The following is a 19,061-nucleotide window of genomic DNA, read 5'->3' on the forward strand; positions in this document are numbered from 1 at the left end:
GGACTTCGCGAAACGGGTTGTCACGATCATTACAAGCGCGACAGTGGCGAAGGCAAAGCTGAATCCGATCTCGGAATATTCCGCTTGGCCTATGAGCACACGGGGAGCCGTCGAGAAGAAGACGAAGTAGGTGCCCATACCGGCGCTAAAGCCGACAGTGTAAACCCAAAAAGCCGGACTCGCGAAGATCGGCAAGACAGATCGGCGCGTCTTGACTTGATCCAGAGGGCGGGTTTCGTGCCACCTGAAACCCGCATTTAGGAGTGCGAGCATCGCCAGTATAGCCAAAGTAATGAATATCGCCTGCCATCCCAAGAACTCGCCGATCAATACTCCGGCGATAGGGCCGAGCGCAGGCACGAACGCCAGCATCGAACTGAAAAGGCCGTAGATGACGACACCCTCAGGACGGTTGGCATAAACGTCGCGAACCGTCGCGAACGTCGCCACCAGCATGGCCGACGCGCCCACTGCTTGAAGTAGACGGAAAGCGACAAAGGCCGGTGCAGTTGAAGACCAAGCTGCTCCCAGAGACGCAATGACGAAAGCCGTTGCGCCCGCAAGTAGAATTGGCCGTCGCCCGATTCTGTCTGAGAGCGGACCAAAAATCACCTGGCCCACGCCGAGCATCACCATATAGAGGCTCAACGTGAGTTGGATCATAGCGGGCGTCGTGTTCAGGATGCCGGGCATCGCTGGAACGACAGGGAGATAAATATCCATCGCCAGTGAAGCGAGGATGTCGAAAGGAGCCATCAGCAGCAGTGCTGCCGGCAGCGTATAGGCCCACGCGGGGCGTGTGGTGGTCATGACGAATCAACCCTCGATTAAGGAATACCGGGCGACGTCTGCTCGTCAGCAATCAGATGAGACTAGCCTTACAGAGCGCCGCAACAACAATACTGGTTGTTGCGGCTTACTTGTCTGCTGACTTGGAATTTCCCATCTGATTACTCCACGCTTACGAATATGAATTGCTACATTTTATCCGATTATCTTTTGCTTCGCAATGCGGCATGGGCGCACTCAGCGTTCCAGCCCCCTCTGCCGCCCTAAATGCTTGCTCCAATGCATCGAGCACCATATCTGTATTCATCCGTGTCGATACTTTCCATCCAACAATTGCTCGTGAGAACACATCAATAATAAATGCAGTATAAACCCAGCCTGAATTTGTTTGAATATACGTAAAGTCACTCACCCACAGTTGGTCAGGATGATCAGCAGTAAAATTACGTTTTACCAAGTCATCCGCTCGTTTTTGATCATCTCGGCTACGGGTGGTTTGTTTGTTCTTACCACGCCAAACACCTTTTATACCTAGCTTTTGCATTAATCGAGCAACAGTACAGCGCGCAATAATATAGCCTTCACGTTTCAGTTTTTGCCAGACTTTACGTACACCATACCGACCTGAACTTTCCTTCCAAATTCGTTTAATCTCCTCAGCATGATGCAAGTCATGTAAATCTCGCTTTGCTCGATGTTCTGGATTTTCACAGAGATCTAGAGTCCGGTAATAGGTTGAAGGTGCGATCGGTAAAATTCTACAAATCGCCTCGACTCCGTACAGCTCTTTATTATTATGGATAAAATCCACCATTATTTGTGTGGGCGGTCGAGCTCCGCCTGGGCGAAAAAAGCGGCTGCTTTACGTAGAATTTCATTGGCGCGTTGCAGTTCTTTATTTTCGCGTTCGAGTTGTTTGATACGTTCTTGGTCTGAAAGCTGCTGTACTTTAACTGGATTTTGTTTATCTAAATATTTTTGATACCAAACACGTAGTGTTTCAGGAGTACAACCCTTGCGCAGTATACTGCTCAGGGAGCAATAGCGGTGATCGCAGCCCAATTCGATGGATAATCTTTCTCGGATTCAATCAATAATTGAACCGCTCTTTCTCTGATTTCAGGGGTATATTTTACTTTTTTCATCGGGACATTCTCTCAGAAAGCTTGGTCTCCGACAAACCCGGTACGGTTCAAAAATCTTCCATTGATTTATTTATATCTGTTAAACCAGTCGCATTATGAAATGTAATATAAGTAGAAATTTCAGTATAAATGGTCATGATCTTTTCTAAATTTGAATATCTAAGCGTCTTCATTAATCAACCTTATTGATTATTAGTTTCTTCTTTTAAAGCTCTTTGTACTGTTGCTATCCCTACTTTAAACTTTTCTGCAACACCTCTAAATGTTGAATTTTCTTCAGCCATTGCTTTTCGTATTTCAACATAGTCAACCTTCCGCTTTCTTCCCTTATATAAGCCCTTCGCTTTGGCTTTTGCAATTCCTTCCTTTTGACGCTCACGGATCATGGAGCGTTCAAACTCTGCAAATGCAGCAAGCATCTGAAACATGAGTTTATTTATTGCCGATTGTGCTACATCATGACTGAAGGTCAAATTCTCTTTATGAAAAATAATGGTTATACCACGATCATTCAGACTATTCACAATTTCGTTCAGATCATTTGTATTACGTGCCAGACGATCAATACTATGAACATGCACCGTATCACCTTCACGCAGATAGTCGAGCATTGCATTTAACTGAGGACGTTCACGGCTACCACCGCTTGCCTTTTCAGTAAAGGTCTTATCCAGGCTGATTCCATCTAATTGACGTTCAGTATTTTGTTCAGTTGAACTGACTCGAATATATCCGACCTGATTAGGCATTCTGTACCGTTAGAGTTTAGATAATTAAATACATATTGTACCGAAATTAAATATTAAGTCTATAAATACGGTTTTTGAGTTGCTTTTTAAGACTTTATTTTGTTCCGTTAGGCTATACTCTATAGTTACATAATTCGTGATTTAAAGAGACCTAGAAAAAGAGAAATGGTATTTATTTGAGCTAATCAAAGTTGAGAAACTTTAGAATTCTTGCGTTAGTCAAATTTTAAGCAGCCAAAAGCTATATTTTATGAGGTTTTAGCCAATTCAAAAATTAGATAAACTATACTTTCGCAAGAGGTCTTTTGATTAAATAATAAGCGTGGAACGTGAAAAATCATAAAAAAAGCCCACCTTGGGGAAGATGGGCTATCAACTAGAAACTACAGCATTGATTTCTATAGAGAATTATAACGCATTTCGTATAAGGTGTATTATGTTAATTTTAGATTTTTTAAAAAATTAGGGCATCCATGAATCCTTTAGAATTCTACTGTTTAATATTGAAAAATATGGATAAAAACCTGGCTAAGAAACTAGGTAAAATTGAGAAAAAATATACTAATGTTCCATTTAAAAATGATGAAATAGCTAAAGTTAAAATTAAATCCGAATTTGCTTCAGAAATGGGGTTTTTCGTACTTAATTCAGCAACTTCTTTAGCTGTAGATGAAGAAAACTATAATTTTGCATACTGCTTAAAAATCTTAGAACTATATCCAATTAAGAATAACGATTTTTTTTATTGGAATGAGCATATAAAGCTATTTTCAGAATTAGAAAAAAATAATTTTTTATATGAAGATGTCTGCAAACTACATGATTTTCTGGTAAATAACTTTAGCTTTAACGGTGATTTAAAGAATATTATTAGTCATGAGATGCTTAGAAATTCTGGCGTCAATATACTGCTAATTTTAATTCACTTAGATCATTTAATTTCTAAGAAGTGGGGATTCCAATCAATCTCACTAAACCAAGCATTAAAGTTTAAGTTTAAAAATAAACGACCATACTTCCCATCAAAAACTTTTACAGATTTTCTTTTATTTATCTTAAAGATAAATGCAAAGTTTGAAGCAACAAAAGGACATAAAGTCGAGATTCTGAAGACTATTCCTCCAACTAATGGTTTTGAGCAATGGTTAGATCCTTCTCTCGAAGATGAACAAATTAAAGAATTTATACAACTAATTAAAAAAGTTAGAGAAAACAGAAGACTATGCTACTTGAATGAAGTCTATGAGTTCCTAGGTCTACCTTATGGTGAGTTTAAAAATGATGAAATTTATGAACAAGTCTCAGAAGAGAATTATTTATTCCTGAAAAATGAACTTCCAGAAGATAAGTGGTTTGAAAGTATTAATGCCATAGCTGGCCTATGGTTAATATATTTTTGGCAAGACTTTTATTATAAACATTTTCAAAAAACAGCCAGCGTTTCTACGTTAGCTACATCAGAAGATTTTATCGTGATATGGGAAGCCTTCCTGAAGAAATATCCTTCAGAAGGCCAATATCTTTGGCCTTCTGAATTGATATTACAAGATAAATAAATTTTTATTTACGAGGTGGATTATTGTCTCGGCCACCACCTGATGGATTTCCAGTAGTACTAGGCCAACCTGCTGTGCTCATAGTTTTCATCCTTATTTAGATTTCGTAGGTTTATGATTAGGATTCAATTGTCGGCTACGGTTGTCCTGATTCTGCGCATGTTGAATATTATTAGGATTTTTTACTGTAGCACGTTGATCATTCGCTGTTTGTGTCATTGCTTTCTCCTTAAAATGTTTGAACATCTGACAAGGAAAGTATGGCTTCAAAAAAATATGCATCTTGCCTGAAAAACAGTAAAAAAGTTTAAATTTTAACCAAAAAAATTATGTATTTAACATAATGGTGTTATACGAAATTAATGGATGTTCGTATAAATTACTTGCATATTGTATTCGATCGAATACAATATAGTGAGAAGATAAGGAATCCTCATGATTGAAATTAAACGTCTTCCAGAATTTGATGAATGGTTGGATGGCATTAAAGACAATATGACCCGTATCCGCCTGAATCGTCGATTAGATAAGGTTCAACGTGGAAACTGGGGAGACATTAAACCTCTCCAAGATGGCGTTTGGGAAATGAGAGAATTCTTCGGTTCTGGATGGAGGATGTATTACATCCAACATGGTGACGTTGTGATTGTAATGCTTGGTGGTGGAGATAAATCAACTCAACAACAAGACATCGATCGGGCAGTCAAACTATCGAAAACATTGGAGGATTAAAATGGTTAAAGTCGCTGATTTACCAAGTTTTGATATGGCTGAGTCGCTCAAAACTGAAGAAGACATTGTGATGTATCTCAATATGGTTCTTGAAGAAAATGATCCAGCTGAATTAGCCCATGCACTTGGTGTTATTGCTAAAGCTCGTGGCATGACTCAAATCGCTAAAGAAGCAGGGATTGGGCGTGAAGCACTCTACAAAGCCCTACGTCAGGATTCAGCACCACGTTTTGATACGATTAATCGTGTAGTAAATGCTTTAGGCTTAAAACTCACAGTACAACACGCTTAAAACTTTAAAAATATAGTAAAAATGGGAGCTAAAGGCTCCCATTTTTAGATTCGTATAAGGTGTATTATGTTAATTTTAGAAATTCTATATAAATATAGAATTTTTAAAACTTAAATTCTGGCATGTGTCCCATACTTATCAATCATGATCGAACTGGCTTCATTTAGACCACGTACTGTGACATTCGCACCATTCTTTTGAAATTTATTTACAACAGAATCAAGCATGGCGACTGATGTTACATCCCAAATGTGAGAATGGGTCAAATCAATAATCACCTCCTTTACATCCTCTTTAAAGTCAAAACCTTGCATGAATTTTTCAGAAGAACTAAAGAAGATCTGACCTCTCAACTCATATAAACGGGCCATTCCTTCAAAAGATGCTGTCACCTGGATATCATTTTCAAGTTTATTCGCCAGGAACAAGGCTGAAAGTAATACGCCTGTTAACACACCCAAAGCCAGGTTATGCGTAGCAACAACTACAATCACCGTCGCAATCATGACGATATTACTACTCTTAGGATTATCTTTTAACTGAGTGACAGAACTCCATTCAAAGGTACTGATAGAGACCATTATCATTACCGCTACCAATGCAGCCATTGGAATCACTTTGAGCCAGTCGCTGATAAATACAACCAGAATAAGAAGAAAAATGCCCGCAGAGAATGTTGATAAGCGTGTAAGGCCACCTGATTTTACGTTAATCATAGATTGACCAATCATTGCACAACCGGCCATGCCACCCATAAAGCCAGAAGCAATATTCGCAATCCCTTGTCCCTTACATTCCTGATATTTATCACTTGGCGTATCAGTCATTTCATCCACGATAGTTGCTGTCATCATCGATTCAAGTAAACCTACAGCCGCCAGTGCGACTGAATAAGGCAAAATAATCATCAATGTTTCAATATTCAAAGGAATATCTGGAATCAAGAACATTGGAAGTGTGTCAGGTAAAGACCCCATATCGCCCACGGTCCGTACATCAATTCCTAAAGCGATTGCCAATAATGTGATTGCAATGATGCAGACTAGTGGAGAAGGGAGTAATTTTCCTAATTTGGGAACCAGAGGGAATAGATAAATAATTGCTAAACCTAAAGCAACAAAAGCATATACATGCCAGGTCACATTAATCAGTTCAGGCAATTGAGCCATGAAAATTAAGATCGCTAACGCATTTACGAATCCAATAACCACAGATTTAGATACAAACCGCATTAACTTGGCGAGCTTTAAATAGCCTGCCAATATTTGAATCACGCCTGTCAAAATTGTTGCTGCCAGCAGATATTCAAGCCCATGCTCTTTGACCAATGTGACCATAAGCAGCGCCATTGCACCAGTGGCTGCTGAAATCATGGCAGGACGACCACCTACGAAAGAAATCACGACGGCAATACAGAAGGATGCGTATAGACCAACTTTAGGATCTACACCTGCAATAATTGAAAATGCGATGGCTTCAGGGATGAGTGCAAGACCGACGACTAATCCGGCAAGTACATCCCCACGGATGTTAGAGAACCACTGTTCTCGGACATTAGATAACATAAACATAGCCTGTTTTTTAATTTTTCAGATAGGCTAGTGATGTGATATATACAACACACAAACGACTACACCACATCACTAGACAGTGATGAGTTATTTACAGATTTAAGACGATAAATAAACTTAAGGTGGCGTAAGTGTCATAAGATGAAAGAACGTTTTAGAGTAAAAAAATCAGGACAAGGGTAACAGCTAGGTACTTTTTTATAAAGCCTGGATGTTATATCCAAGCTTTGTTTAATCGGTATTTTATGAAGCTTTTGGCTCCCCAAGTAATTGACCTATTTCCAAACGTGTATAGCCACGTTCTTTAAAAATCAAAACAATAGCCTGTTTATAATCTTCAGAAGTAGAAGTCTTATACTTAGTTATCAGTTGATTTTCAGAATTCAGCTCAAGATCATTTTTGATGGTCAATACTTCGCTAGAGATCTTGTTAAAGATATTTAGGTTAAACATACAGGCACTCGTCATCCGTATTATAGCGGCCCGACTATAACGAATACCTGTCTTAGCTACGCTAGACACCCTTGGCCGCAAGGATTACAAATTAAGAAAAATTCCGCAAGTTTTTGTCTATTGAAAGAATAAATAATCTCCCAACTGCTATCTATTTAACATAATGGTGGTTATACGAAATTCTGTTGTAGCCCCATACATTCAAGTTTATTTCTTGCATGAATGTATCCTATAGGATACATTACTCTTATGTACTCAATATATACCACTGAAGTCTTTGATGACTGGTTTACTAAGTTAAAAGACCTGCAGGCAAAAAGACGTATACAAGTCCGAATTGATCGGGTTGAAGATGGAAACTTTGGAGATACTGAACCAGTAGGTGAAGGTGTTTCTGAATTACGTTTCTTCTTTGGACCTGGCTACAGGATCTATTACTGTAAGCAAGGGCAAAGGGTCGTTATTCTTTTAGCAGGCGGAGACAAGTCTACGCAAAGTAAAGATATAAAACTTGCCCTACAATTAGCACAAGATTTAGAGGAGGAGCTGTAAATGGCTATCAAACTTCGCAAATGGGACAGTGCTGAACATCTTAAAACAGAAGAAGATATGCAAGCTTACCTACAAGCCTGTATCGATGAATCTAATGGTGATGCGGCATTCATTGCAAAAGCTTTAGGTAATATTGCTAAAGCTAAAGGAATGGCTCAATTATCAAGAGACACTGGTTTAGGTCGAGAAAGTCTTTATAAAGCACTTTCTGGCGATGTAAATCCAAGCTTTGATACTGTTATTAAAGTCGTAAAAGCACTGAATTTACGCTTAGCAATTTAAAAAAAACTAGTAAAAAAGGGAGCTTTAAGCTCCATTTTTCATTTCAACTTCGTATAACGTGTATTATGTTAATTTTATAAATTCTTAAAATCTTAATGAACTATACCAGGTTTGTCGGAGACCAACTTTCCTGAGAGAATGTTCCGATGAAAAAAACCAAATATACCCCTGAAATCAGAGATAGAGCGGTTCAATTATTGATTGAATCCGAAAAGGATTATCCGTCTACTTGGGCTGCAATAACAGCAATTGCTCCTAAGATTGGCTGTACGCCTGAAACACTACGTTCCTGGCATCAGAAGCATTTAAATCAACAGAATCTAATCAAAGTACAGCCGCTTTCAGACCAAGAACGTGATTCACTATAGTGATAGAGGCGTACAGTATCTTTCCATTCGCCATACCAATCGTATTCTTTAAATAACGAACGTGTACATTGTGCACTAGGTTATGTTTCACCTTTTGATTTTGGGGCAATGTACTATGATCATATTAAGCTGTTAGGTTAGGTCACCTAACTTAAATAAAAAGCCTTCGATAAATCTGGTACTGTTCTATGGGTGAGTATTGATCCCTTTTTATATTCCACAGCGTTTAAAATTATTAACTTTCAATAATAGTATTGATAAATTAAACATATTATTATTCAATAACCTAACATATAAATTAAAGAAAATCACCCAATGCTTAAATATTTTTACCTTGCCGCTTTAATGCTTTTAAGCAATGCAGCTATAGCTGATGTACCAATGATTTTAATTACTGATGGCACTAAAAAAGATGCAGAGGAAGTTATTGGGATTGCAGCAAGTTCTATATCAGAATCAACTGATCCAGAGGCAGCTAGAAAAGCCGTATTTGAACAAGAGGGAGGTCAAGAAAAAGCAGAAGCATTTTATAAGCATGTTAGCGATACGGTTAGAAGACAAAAACCCGCAACCGATCTAGAATTAAAATATAAACCATATTTTGATCATATTGATGAGCAGTTTAAACTAGCTCACAGACATAAATTTCATTCTAATAGGATTAGAAATGAAGAACTAAGAAAACAATATTTGCAGCAACTAAGAGAGGAAAGAACAAAATACGCAAAGAGGCAACATGAAGAATATAAGGCTCAAATTAATGCTTCATTCAAAGAAACAGACCGTATCCTACACGATAAATCGTTTGTAGAATTTATGCGTCCTACAGTTCCAAATATTGATGAAATACATCGTAGTTTTGTTATTTATACTTGTTCTGAATTTGTTGGTCGATTAGAAATTAAACCAAATGTGGGTGTTTACATTAATGAAATGGAAAGATCAGCTTATGAAGTATTTGGATTTAATGAAATTGAGAAATATCTTTTAGCATCATCAAATAAAGACCGTGCCTTTCAATATAGTTCTTTAGTTATTCAAGATGAAATTATACCATCAATGCCAACTTACCTATTTTGGGATAAGTTATGGAACCATAGAAATTTAGTTAGAGCCTATGTACGCTTTCAGGATGATGAATCAGTAAAGAGGTATGTTGACGCTAATTGCCGGCCTTATGCAAAATTTGTTCGACAAGAAACAACGTATAAACCCCGCCCTAGGTAATATTTAGTAAATCCAACCATCAGTTCTTTTTCATGGTCTATCATTTTTTTTTCAATAGTAGACCATCACCCTAAATAGCTTAATTAAGCTTTAGCTTGGCAGATAAGCGTTCAAATTGGCTTTTGAATGCCTAATGAGTGTAACTTGCATATAAAATGAATAAGAGAGATTCATATAAAAGGCACTAAACATATTTTATTTTCCCTCAAATTACATTCCATTTAACATAATGGAGGTTATACGAAATTCAGTTGTAAGCCCAAAATAGAAATGTCCGGTTTCTCCAAAGTAAAAATGTCCGCTTTTAGAATATGCGCTTTTGCAATTTCCTTAGCGGACGGTTTGATATGTTGGTGTCTATGTCGGATAAAGAACTTAAACGATTGTCGGTCTTGCAAGAAATCTGCGATCAACGCATAACTCAACCTCAGGCTGCTCAGCTACTTCATATCTCAGAACGTCAGATCAGACGCTTACTGCAGAAATATAAAGCTCAAGGCCCAGCTGCATTAGCACATGCTGCACGTGGCCAAACCAGCAACTCCAGGCTTCCTGAAGAAATCAGGCTCAAGTGCCTCAATCTTGTTGCTGAGCAATTCCACGGTTTTGGACCCACTTTAGCGCATGAAAAGCTCACCACTGTTCATGGATTTGATATTTCAGTGGAAACACTACGTTCTTGGATGATTGCAGCTAATTTATGGATTCCTCGCGCCAAGCGTCTGAAACGACCGTATCAGCCTCGTTATAACCGAGATTGCGTCGGTGAACTGATCCAGATTGATGGCTCATATCATGACTGGTTTGAAGGCCGTTCTGCCAAGTGCTGCCTACTGGTATTTATCGATGATGCCACAGGAAAATTACAGCATTTACGCTTCTGTGAATCAGAATCAGCCTTTGACTATATGATTTCAACACGCTTATATGTCGAACAGCACGGTAAGCCTTTAGCATTTTACAGCGACAAACATTCAGTCTTCAGGGTGAATCAAAGCAGCAATAAAGACACCAAGATCACGCAATTTGGACGTGTGCTCAGTACCCTCAATATCGATATCATCTTCGCTAACTCCCCTCAAGCCAAAGGTCGTGTAGAACGAGCGAATAGAACACTTCAGGATCGTCTGATTAAGGAGATGCGTCTAGAAGGCATCAGTTCAATTGCAGATGCCAATAAGTGGCTGCCGTGCTTTATTGAGCAATTTAATCGTAAATTCGCCAAGATGGCTTTTAATTCCAAGGATCTACATCGGCCTATCGCTGAAACAGCCGAAGAATTAGATGATGTTTTTACCTGGCGTGAACCCCGCAGGGTCACGAACAGCTTGACGATTACTTATGATAAATGCGTATATATCTTGGAAAACAGCGAAGAAAATCAAAGATTGGGCGGCAAGTATCTTGAGTTCCTGGAATATCCGGATGGTACTGTAGCCATTGAATATCAGGGAAGAAAAATCAATTACAGCATCTTTGATAAATTAAGTCAGCTCAACCAGAGAGAGATCGTTGAGAATAAACGTTTGGGTTCTGTGCTGGCACATATTAAACAACAGCATGAACAACTGGAACACCAAAACAAACGCAATCGTTCTCAAAAGATGCCACGTAGACAAGCACAGAAAACAGCGATTGAACAACGAAATCTAAATCCTGTGCTTGACTTGGAAATGTCCATATAGGACATTTCTATTTGGTTATTAGGTAGGACATTTCTACTTGGGAATAACATCAGTTGTTAGAACCCATTTAAAGTGTCTATATTCCCACCAATAAAAATGTCTGGTTTATGATGCATATCTAAATATTTGTTTAGTCACCATTTTAATATGTTACTGTCACGATAACACTATCAGTATAATCGCCAGGTGTACTACCAATAGTTATACCTGATGCAATTTTCCCATATACAGTACTTGACTGAGCAGAACCTATACCTGTTAGAGAAAGACCACCACTTCCCCCTGTGCTAGTAGTTCCACCTGTTTCACTCCAAAGATTACTAAAATTAGAATCCTTATAAAGTTGATAAGGGATATATTCAGTGGCAGTCGAATGTTTCATTCGCCGACTGCTACTATAATTATTACCATTACCTAAATATATTGTGTAATTTGTTGCATTATTACAAGTCGTTGAAATAGCTCCAGATGCGGTATAATTATTTTTTGTTGATCCAATATCAGAGATGCTACCAAAATTTATTACATCTGTAGAATTGAGCTGACATATTTTTGGAACAACATAGTTAGCTGTTAATGTAGTGCCACCAGAATCCCATCCACTACCAGTACTAGAACTAGTCCCTTCACATTGACTGGCAGAGCCACCTTGCATATCCCAATAAAGATTAACTGCTGCAGTATACGTACCGACTGGATAAATATTGGTTGAAGAGGATCTTTTAGGTACAGTTACTGTTACAGAATAATCAATGACATTGTTATTTGATACTGTAGTAACGGGGCCGTACCATGTATTAGAAGTTTGATTAGTTGAAGTTGAACCAGCACCGCCCACAGAAGCTATTACCGTATAAGGTAATGATGTTGAACTATTTGCAGTTGTTGTACCTGTAAAAATTGTTTTCATGCACATATATTTTTCAACTTTATTGGAACTACTTCCTTCAGTACAAGTTATTGTTCCTGTAAAGGTAATTTTAGCAGGACTATCCAAATTTGTAGCATTATAAGTATGGGTAGTTGTAGTTGTGCCAACTGGTTTACATTTAGCATGCGCTTTATTAAAAAACAAGCTTATAAACAGAATAAAAAAACTAATTATCAAAAACTTACACAAATTAGTCGAAATTATATTTTTCATTGTAACTTGATAGTTTGTGCAAATTATTGACATACATATGGCCCTAATTTCTTTAATGAATAATGTTCACTACCATAATCAAAATGAACCTGACATGAACCCTGATCTAGCAAATCAACATCAAGGATGTTTTTAGGTAGTAGACCTTGTACAAAAACCTCACCATCATAACCAATGAGTGCTGTATTTTCGCCATTAATCGTTACGCTATAACCAGGCTGAATAGGGTTATTGTTTTTATCTACTAGTTTTACAACAGCAGATATTACTTGGTGAGCATCAAAGTCAATGTGTGCACCTTGGCGATACCCCACAATTACTTTCTGTGCAGTATTTGGCACTTCCCACTGCAACGGTAAATAGGTTGGATCAAGGAAAATATGATGGGTTTGGTAAGGTAGTAAATTAGAAATTAAGAAACGACCTTGATGATCGGTTTTACCTAAATTAACACCACCATTTAGGATTTGGCTTTTTGGTCCTGCATTTGTAACAACTGCATAACCATCTCCAATTTCATTTGCAGCAAAAACCCTTCCTGCAGCAAAAACGAGTGAACCTGTTGCAGATAACGAAGCCTGATCTATATCACTATATCGACTATAACTAGCTGTGAGATAGGCAGGTCGAGCCCGATAATTTACATATGCTGAAGCATTGTTATTCGAACTTCTTTCATTGTGCTCAACATAGCCACCCCAACCTAATGAGCCAATTTCTGGGCCTGATAAGCCATTAAATTCTTGGCGGTAACTTGTAGTATTATCTGCATCTCTCGACATGCTCGTGATAGCATTAAACTTAAATGATGGGGTATAACGTAAAGCAATATAAGAACCATAATTTTTAGCATCATTAAAATCTTTATAAACCGATGCATATAAATTCCAGTTTTTACCAAGATTTGCATTGAAGTTGGCAGATAAAAGGCTATATTGAGATTCTTGTGATTTTATCTTATTATAACCAGCATAAACCCCATAACCATTATAAAAATTATAGCTTAATCCCGCCCGAAAGAGTTCATCAGCTAAAGCGCCTGATGTTAAAAAATTGTATTCTGCATCTTTTTCATTCTTATTATATCCATTTTCATAACGAACTTTTGAAACACGTGCTAGGTCATAATAATTATCAAAAACTTTTCTAAAGCTTGTATTAAATGAAATATCTTTATTAATCCGACCTTCTAACCCAATAGAACTTAAATAACCATTTTCATCTTTATAGTTACTCAACGAAAAATCTGCATTTACAACGCCCAAACCCCATAAGTTTTGTGCAAAACCGATACCTGCATTAGACAATCCATCAGTTGATGCTTCCATCCCACCACTTAACGTGAGCGATTGTTTAATCCCGTAACGAATCGATCCCGAACCAAAAAGCACCCCATCATCATAATCATTCGAATAAGAACCATAATTGTAACGTGGCATACCAACATCTACAGAAAACTGATTAACACCTTTTGCTAAAACTTTAGGTGAAAAGTAGTATGCCTTTTTAACTAAATTTTGCTTTCCTGTAGCATCGGTTGTTACTAAAGTGACCTCATTTCCAGAAATAAGAGGTAACTGTTTAATATCGAATGGGCCAGAGGGCACTATTCCAGAATATACTTTTTGCTGATTAACATATAAATCAAGCGTTGATGGTAGTGCTGCTGATCCTGAGAATTGAGGTAATGCTGTAGTAATAATGTCTGAGCGTTGAGCATACGCACTTGACCATTGCGCACCACCTAAACGCACACTGTTACCCCAGTCAGTAGTGTTTGATGTAAAATCACCAATGGTATAAAGTCTAATTTTTATCGGATTAATATATTGCCATTTCGATTCTAACCGTACAAATTTATTATGGCTATAATCATTTAGATCATCACCATTATACAAAACACCTGTATAGAAATTGCCTAGCCGAGTGCTATAAAATGCTTCAGCAGATCCAGAAAAAACATTCTGTTCGTCATTAATCGTATTGTAAAGACTATAATTAATGATCGCTGCATTCAATGGTTTTAAGTTTAATAGCTGATTTGGAGTCGCATTGGATCCTTCTAAATCCAGACTAAACCTAGTAAGCATCTCTTGAGGTACAGTTAAGTCTAAATTCTGATTACTTTCATCATATTTAAATTGAATTTTTTTATAATCATTTAAACAAATTAATTGTGTATCAGAAATATTCTCATCTAATATTATTCTTAGTGCTCTTAAATGCTTTGCTAAAATATATAATTTACCATTATTATCTTTTTTAACCGCTGTTAAATCACTTGTATTTTCACTATTAACAGATACATTCAAAAACAAATTGATATTAGATTCTTTGTTAGTAATATTTTGTGGGATAATATCAGGAATAATTGGAGTCGTAGCATGAGTGTCATCCCTTAACATAGCATAAGCAGTTGTATATGGTATACAAATCAAACATGCTGCTAGAACCCTATATTTCATAGCATTAAATGCCTTTTACAATACGATGGTTTTACCATCTACTACTAAAGTTACGCTATATTCATGATTAGCTTGAAATTTAAAATTATTTGCAATCGCATAACTTTTTGTCTGCTTATGTAAAATGTAGCCATTCAGTGTGTTGACAGGTATCAAATAGGTCATTTTAGAAGTTTTATCAATAATAGAGAGACTACTAAGTAAAACGTGTCTGGTTCCAATATTATTTAAAATCAAAAATGATTGATTTTCACTATTTTCAATTTTCCATTTAATTTCATAATAAGCATTTTTGTTCACTACAAAAAGTGGCATCGAAGAGCGAAGTAAAACATTTACACCTTGACTTACCTTACGGCTATCTGCCGGCTTAGGTAATTCATCCACAATAATACGATATGACTTTTCATTTGTAATAGGTGCCGAATTCAATCTTACAACGCGTAAATTATAAGACCCTTCGGAAGCAAGTTTAAATATTGGTGGACTAATGACAATATCATCTGTCGGTATTAGTTGATCTTTTCCTTCTACTTGCGACCATTCAAATGCGCGCACCTGAAAATCACTACTTTCAGTTGATTGATTATAAATATTTAGCGTGGTAGCCGACTGTGTATCTAAGAGTTCTAAACCGATAGGCGATAAACGAATCGATGCAGCATAAATACAAACTGGCATACATAAAGAAATTTTCAGTAATGAGCTAAAAATACTTTTCATTATCAACCTATCATTAAATAAATATTAAGCTAGCAAATAATACCTAGCTTAATACAACGCAACTGTTAATAAGTAACCGTCAATGTCACTGCATCTGTATAATTACCTGCAGTTGGTAAAACACTTCCTGCTGGGATACGACCATAAACGTCAAGTGTCTGTGGAGTACCATCACCTATAATTGAAGCTGTCGTGCCATTAACTGCAAGTTCAGTTGCACGATTTGACGTTAAATATAAATTGTATGGAATAAATTCTGATGAACCACCCGCCATACGACGTACGCCACTTAGAACATTGTTACCAGCACCAAATGCAACTGTATAAGCTGTACCGTTGTTACATAATACCTTGATAGAAGTTCCAGAAGAAGTAGTAGTGTCACCATCCACATTGGCTGTCAAAGAAGTGATTGTCCCAAAGTCAAGCACCGCACTTGCTACAGTGCCAGACGCATCGGTATTTACCGAACAACCTTTTGCAACTGTCGCTTTCACAGTTAATGTACCTGTTGTAGTTGCAGCATTTGCGGCTTGAATACCGATTAGCCCAATTACTGCTAACGTAGCATAAGAAATAACCTTTTTCATTTATGAACCCTTTTACATCGAATTGTTAATGCATATATGTGAAAAGAGCACACTAAACCTGTACAACTAAATAGTGATATTCTTTACATTCAATAAATTATATTAAATTAATGTAATACAAGCCACATTTTTTTATAAAAATGTTAATTTTAATGCAACCAGTCCGAATCATGCTTGAACACGCTTCGGACTATTTAACATAATGGTCGTTATACGAAATGCAAAATAAATAGTTTTATATTTCAAAAAGTTATGCTATAAAAAATCGGGGGCGCAAACCCGAAAAGCCGACTTGGAAACAAGTCGGCTTTTTTATGTTCAGTTTTGATATATTCTGCCAATAAAATTGATCAATATTTAATCAAATTGTCATTTTTCTCTGGCTTATCAATGCGCCCCATCCCGAAACTATCCCCAATTTCTGCGGACAACTCTTGGGATAAAATAGGCCAACTTTGTAAGCTAAAACTTACACAGATTTAAGGATTTTGCGGATTGGTAATCCAAAGCATTAGCCCTATGATGAATACATAAGGGAACTGGATGTTTCTAGAAAAAAAGAATAAGAAAATAGCGCAAGGAATGGGCAGTACGAGATCAGTAAGACTAGCAACCCGATATGAAAAAGCCCGACAGGATGTCGGGCTTTTTTATGCTCTATATACCAGTAAGACATTTGAAGTAAACTGCGATTAATTACTTATAAAGTATTCATAATGAAATTTTTTTTTAAAGAAAAGATTGTCGATTTTTTTTCATTAATGGCCGTTTTAATTCTGATTATTTCATGGCTTCTTCCTGTATTCGATGGCATGAAAGGTTATGAACTTTTTGTATATTCGTTTTTTTTACAATTTTTAATCGCCCCCATTATTTTAGTTTTTCCAATTTGGGCAAATTTATCACTCGTTTTTACATATTTTTTATTAAATGAAAATGATCCCAAGTCATTTCGTTGGAGCTGTATAACTTTAGCAATGATGAGCTATGGTCTTGTCACTATTTTAGTGATAGATGGCAAAAACAGCCAACCAGTTCTAATAGGTGCTTATGTTTGGGTGTTCTCAGGAGTTTTACTCTGCATCTGTGCCTACATTAAAGTGAAAAAAATATCAAAAAATCATTAATCTTTGATAATTTTCAAATGGTGTTATTCCCAAGTAGAAATGTCCTACCTAATAACCAAATAGAAATGTCCTATATGGACATTTCCAAGTCAAGCACAGGATTCATATTTCGTTCTTTGATTGCTGTTTTCTGTGCACGTCTGCTTGGCATCTTTTGAGAACGATTTCGTTTGTTTTGTTGTTCTAATTCTTCATGCTGTTGCTGAATATGATTCAGAACAGCACCTAAACGTTTATTCTCAACGATCTCTCGCTGGTTGAGCTGACTTAACTTATCGAAGATGCTGTAATTGATTTTTCTTCCTTGATGTTCAATGGCTACCGTGCCATCCGGGTATTCCAGAAACTCAAGATATTTACCGATCAGCCTCTGATTTTCTGCCGTATTTTCCAGGAGATACACGCATTTATCATAAGTAATCGTCAGGCTGTTCGTGACTCTGCGGGGTTCACGCCAGGTAAAAATATCATCTAATTCCTCAGCTGTTTCAGTGACAGTCCGATGTAGATCCTTCGGATTAAAGGCCATCTTGGCAAACTTGAGATTGAACTGCTCAATAAAGCAGGGCAGCCACTTATTCGCCTCTTCAATTGAACAGATGCCTTCCAGGCGCATTTCTTTAATCAGACGGTCCTGAAGGGTTCTATTGGCACGTTCTACACGACCTTTGGCCTGGGGTGAATTGGCGAAGATGATATCGATATTCAGGGTACTGAGTACTCGCCCAAATTGGGTAATCTTGGTGTCTTTCTTGCTGCTTTGATTTACCCTAAAGACTGAATGTTTGTCGCTGTAAAACGCTAAAGGCTTACCATGCTGTTCGACATACAAGCGTGTTGAAATCATATAGTCAAAGGCTGATTCCGACTCACAGAAGCGTAAATGCTGTAATTTTCCTGTGGCATCATCAATAAACACCAGCAGACAGCATTTGGCAGCACGTCCTTCGAACCAGTCATGATGTGAGCCATCAATCTGAATCAGTTCACCATAACAATCCCGGTTATATCGAGGCTGATACGGGCGTTTCAGGCGCTTGGATCGAGGTATCCATAAATTGGCTGCAATCATCCAGGAACGCAGTGTTTCCACTGAAATATCAAATCCATGCACGGTGGTGAGCTTTTCATGCGCTAAAGTGGGTCCGAAACCATGCAGTTGCTCAGCGACAAGATTGAGGCACTTGAGCCTGATTTCTTCAGGAAGCCTTGAGTTGCTGGTTTGGCCACGACCGGCATGGGCTAATGCAACTGGGCCTTGAGCTTTGTATTTCTGCAGTAAGCGTCTGATCTGACGTTCTGAAACATGAAGCAGCTGAGCAGCCCGGGACTGAGTTATGCGTTGATCACAGATTTCCTGCAAGATCGACAATCGTTTAAGTTCTTTATCCGACATAGACACCAACATATCAAACCGTCCGCTTTGAGGCACTGTTGCAAAGTTAGCGATGAGGCAGCCTTTTGTCTTATTCAAAGGCCTTACATTTCAAAAACTCTGCTTACCAGGCGCATTTCGCCCAGGGGATCACCATAATAAAATGCTGAGGCCTGGCCTTTGCGTAGTGCACGCATCACCTCAATACCTTTGATGGTGGCGTAAGCCGTCTTCAT

At 37.7% G+C, this 19,061-nt stretch carries 18 protein-coding genes, 3 pseudogenes and 1 other annotated feature; of the genes and pseudogenes, 9 read left to right on the top strand and 12 right to left on the bottom strand.

Going from position 1 to position 19,061, the window contains the following annotated elements:
- The 3 genes and pseudogenes from cml to FTT72_RS14790 form a co-directional block, all read right to left on the bottom strand.
- A partial coding sequence (gene cml / locus FTT72_RS14780) for a CmlA/FloR family chloramphenicol efflux MFS transporter (protein WP_180012496.1) occupies nt 1–810 on the bottom strand: 810 nt, incomplete at its 3' end.
- A gap of 151 nt (nt 811–961) precedes the next feature.
- Nucleotides 962–1,934 (bottom strand): annotated as a pseudogene (locus FTT72_RS14785) (IS3 family transposase).
- Nucleotides 1,529–1,645 (bottom strand) — a sequence feature (AL1L pseudoknot). (Overlaps the previous pseudogene by 117 nt.)
- Nucleotides 1,935–2,116: 182 nt before the next feature.
- On the bottom strand, nt 2,117–2,683 hold the full coding sequence (locus tag FTT72_RS14790) for a recombinase family protein (RefSeq protein ID WP_006581699.1): 567 nt from the start codon (nt 2,681–2,683) through the stop codon (nt 2,117–2,119).
- A 473-nt stretch (nt 2,684–3,156) separates the two neighbouring features.
- On the opposite strand from FTT72_RS14790, the gene FTT72_RS14795 reads away from it, so the two are divergent.
- Entirely contained in the window at nt 3,157–4,239 is a 1,083-nt protein-coding gene (locus tag FTT72_RS14795; protein ID WP_004969299.1) for a hypothetical protein, read from the top strand.
- A 93-nt stretch (nt 4,240–4,332) separates the two neighbouring features.
- On the opposite strand, the gene FTT72_RS16350 is transcribed toward FTT72_RS14795, so the two are convergent.
- On the bottom strand, nt 4,333–4,458 hold the full coding sequence (locus FTT72_RS16350; protein WP_004969301.1) for a hypothetical protein: 126 nt from the start codon (nt 4,456–4,458) through the stop codon (nt 4,333–4,335).
- 216 nt (nt 4,459–4,674) lie between these two features.
- Here FTT72_RS16350 and FTT72_RS14800 point away from each other — a divergent pair, with 216 nt between their 5' ends.
- Together FTT72_RS14800 and FTT72_RS14805 are read left to right on the top strand one after the other, a co-directional pair.
- Nucleotides 4,675–4,971, top strand: a complete 297-nt coding sequence (locus FTT72_RS14800) for a type II toxin-antitoxin system RelE/ParE family toxin (protein ID WP_004647749.1) — start codon at nt 4,675–4,677, stop codon at nt 4,969–4,971.
- A gap of 1 nt (nt 4,972) precedes the next feature.
- Complete coding sequence (locus FTT72_RS14805) at nt 4,973–5,263, top strand: addiction module antidote protein (RefSeq protein WP_004969304.1); 291 nt, start codon at nt 4,973–4,975, stop codon at nt 5,261–5,263.
- Nucleotides 5,264–5,373: 110 nt separating this feature from the next.
- Here the strand turns inward: FTT72_RS14805 and FTT72_RS14810 are convergent, their stop codons facing one another.
- Both FTT72_RS14810 and FTT72_RS14815 read right to left on the bottom strand, forming a co-directional pair.
- Nucleotides 5,374–6,828 (bottom strand): SulP family inorganic anion transporter, encoded by a 1,455-nt coding sequence (locus FTT72_RS14810; protein WP_026438532.1) that lies wholly within the window; start codon nt 6,826–6,828, stop codon nt 5,374–5,376.
- 249 nt (nt 6,829–7,077) lie between these two features.
- Entirely contained in the window at nt 7,078–7,287 is a 210-nt protein-coding gene (locus FTT72_RS14815; RefSeq protein WP_004976362.1) for a hypothetical protein, read from the bottom strand.
- 249 nt (nt 7,288–7,536) lie between these two features.
- Here FTT72_RS14815 and FTT72_RS14820 point away from each other — a divergent pair, with 249 nt between their 5' ends.
- From FTT72_RS14820 to FTT72_RS14840, 5 genes and pseudogenes are all read left to right on the top strand, one after another.
- Nucleotides 7,537–7,839, top strand: coding sequence for a type II toxin-antitoxin system RelE/ParE family toxin (locus tag FTT72_RS14820; protein ID WP_154320144.1), 303 nt, complete (start codon nt 7,537–7,539; stop codon nt 7,837–7,839).
- A complete protein-coding gene (locus FTT72_RS14825; RefSeq protein WP_000985610.1) occupies nt 7,840–8,121 on the top strand; it encodes an addiction module antidote protein in 282 nt (93 codons plus the stop codon).
- Nucleotides 8,122–8,267: 146 nt separating this feature from the next.
- Nucleotides 8,268–8,477, top strand: a pseudogene (locus FTT72_RS14830) (IS3 family transposase); the annotation flags it as partial.
- Nucleotides 8,478–8,804: 327 nt separating this feature from the next.
- Nucleotides 8,805–9,716 carry a hypothetical protein gene (locus FTT72_RS14835; protein ID WP_180081386.1) on the top strand — a complete coding sequence of 304 codons (912 nt, stop codon included), beginning with the start codon at nt 8,805–8,807 and terminating at the stop codon, nt 9,714–9,716.
- Between the two features lie 359 nt (nt 9,717–10,075).
- Nucleotides 10,076–11,401, top strand: coding sequence for an ISNCY family transposase (locus tag FTT72_RS14840; protein ID WP_180178613.1), 1,326 nt, complete (start codon nt 10,076–10,078; stop codon nt 11,399–11,401).
- A gap of 142 nt (nt 11,402–11,543) precedes the next feature.
- Here FTT72_RS14840 and FTT72_RS14845 read toward each other — a convergent pair whose 3' ends face one another.
- From FTT72_RS14845 to FTT72_RS14860, 4 genes are all read right to left on the bottom strand, one after another.
- Entirely contained in the window at nt 11,544–12,578 is a 1,035-nt protein-coding gene (locus FTT72_RS14845; protein ID WP_180178614.1) for a spore coat U domain-containing protein, read from the bottom strand.
- A complete protein-coding gene (locus FTT72_RS14850) occupies nt 12,569–15,010 on the bottom strand; it encodes a fimbria/pilus outer membrane usher protein (RefSeq protein WP_179996612.1) in 2,442 nt (813 codons plus the stop codon). The genes FTT72_RS14845 and FTT72_RS14850 overlap by 10 nt, the downstream gene beginning before the upstream one ends.
- A 15-nt stretch (nt 15,011–15,025) precedes the next feature.
- Nucleotides 15,026–15,733, bottom strand: a complete 708-nt coding sequence (locus FTT72_RS14855; protein WP_180027364.1) for a molecular chaperone — start codon at nt 15,731–15,733, stop codon at nt 15,026–15,028.
- Nucleotides 15,734–15,798: 65 nt separating this feature from the next.
- Nucleotides 15,799–16,323: a spore coat U domain-containing protein gene (locus FTT72_RS14860; RefSeq protein WP_180178615.1), complete on the bottom strand. Its 525-nt coding sequence runs from the start codon at nt 16,321–16,323 to the stop codon at nt 15,799–15,801.
- Between the two features lie 716 nt (nt 16,324–17,039).
- Here FTT72_RS14860 and FTT72_RS14865 point away from each other — a divergent pair.
- A complete protein-coding gene (locus tag FTT72_RS14865) occupies nt 17,040–17,450 on the top strand; it encodes a hypothetical protein (RefSeq protein ID WP_180042003.1) in 411 nt (136 codons plus the stop codon).
- A gap of 70 nt (nt 17,451–17,520) precedes the next feature.
- On the opposite strand, the gene FTT72_RS14870 is transcribed toward FTT72_RS14865, so the two are convergent.
- Nucleotides 17,521–18,846, bottom strand: a complete 1,326-nt coding sequence (locus tag FTT72_RS14870; protein ID WP_180178616.1) for an ISNCY family transposase — start codon at nt 18,844–18,846, stop codon at nt 17,521–17,523.
- Nucleotides 18,847–18,929: 83 nt separating this feature from the next.
- A pseudogene (locus FTT72_RS14875) lies at nt 18,930–19,061 on the bottom strand (IS6 family transposase); the annotation flags it as partial.

The sequence above is a fragment of the Acinetobacter sp. YH01005 genome (genome assembly GCF_013420465.1).
Taxonomy (GTDB): Bacteria; Pseudomonadota; Gammaproteobacteria; order Pseudomonadales; family Moraxellaceae; genus Acinetobacter; species Acinetobacter amyesii.

Bases quoted from the DNA above. Each gene is read 5' to 3' on its own strand.
- FTT72_RS14810 (WP_026438532.1), bottom strand. From the start codon at position 6,828: ATGTTATCTAATGTCCGAGAACAGTGGTTCTCTAACATCCGTGGGGAT.
- FTT72_RS14795 (WP_004969299.1), top strand. From the start codon at position 3,157: ATGAATCCTTTAGAATTCTACTGTTTAATATTGAAAAATATGGATAAA.
- FTT72_RS14860 (WP_180178615.1), bottom strand. From the start codon at position 16,323: ATGAAAAAGGTTATTTCTTATGCTACGTTAGCAGTAATTGGGCTAATC.
- FTT72_RS14825 (WP_000985610.1), top strand. From the start codon at position 7,840: ATGGCTATCAAACTTCGCAAATGGGACAGTGCTGAACATCTTAAAACA.
- FTT72_RS14820 (WP_154320144.1), top strand. From the start codon at position 7,537: ATGTACTCAATATATACCACTGAAGTCTTTGATGACTGGTTTACTAAG.
- FTT72_RS16350 (WP_004969301.1), bottom strand. From the start codon at position 4,458: ATGACACAAACAGCGAATGATCAACGTGCTACAGTAAAAAATCCTAAT.
- FTT72_RS14870 (WP_180178616.1), bottom strand. From the start codon at position 18,846: ATGTCGGATAAAGAACTTAAACGATTGTCGATCTTGCAGGAAATCTGT.
- FTT72_RS14850 (WP_179996612.1), bottom strand. From the start codon at position 15,010: ATGAAATATAGGGTTCTAGCAGCATGTTTGATTTGTATACCATATACA.
- FTT72_RS14840 (WP_180178613.1), top strand. From the start codon at position 10,076: ATGTCGGATAAAGAACTTAAACGATTGTCGGTCTTGCAAGAAATCTGC.
- FTT72_RS14845 (WP_180178614.1), bottom strand. From the start codon at position 12,578: ATGTCAATAATTTGCACAAACTATCAAGTTACAATGAAAAATATAATT.
- FTT72_RS14805 (WP_004969304.1), top strand. From the start codon at position 4,973: ATGGTTAAAGTCGCTGATTTACCAAGTTTTGATATGGCTGAGTCGCTC.
- FTT72_RS14835 (WP_180081386.1), top strand. From the start codon at position 8,805: ATGCTTAAATATTTTTACCTTGCCGCTTTAATGCTTTTAAGCAATGCA.
- FTT72_RS14790 (WP_006581699.1), bottom strand. From the start codon at position 2,683: ATGCCTAATCAGGTCGGATATATTCGAGTCAGTTCAACTGAACAAAAT.
- FTT72_RS14855 (WP_180027364.1), bottom strand. From the start codon at position 15,733: ATGAAAAGTATTTTTAGCTCATTACTGAAAATTTCTTTATGTATGCCA.
- FTT72_RS14800 (WP_004647749.1), top strand. From the start codon at position 4,675: ATGATTGAAATTAAACGTCTTCCAGAATTTGATGAATGGTTGGATGGC.
- FTT72_RS14815 (WP_004976362.1), bottom strand. From the start codon at position 7,287: ATGTTTAACCTAAATATCTTTAACAAGATCTCTAGCGAAGTATTGACC.
- FTT72_RS14865 (WP_180042003.1), top strand. From the start codon at position 17,040: ATGAAATTTTTTTTTAAAGAAAAGATTGTCGATTTTTTTTCATTAATG.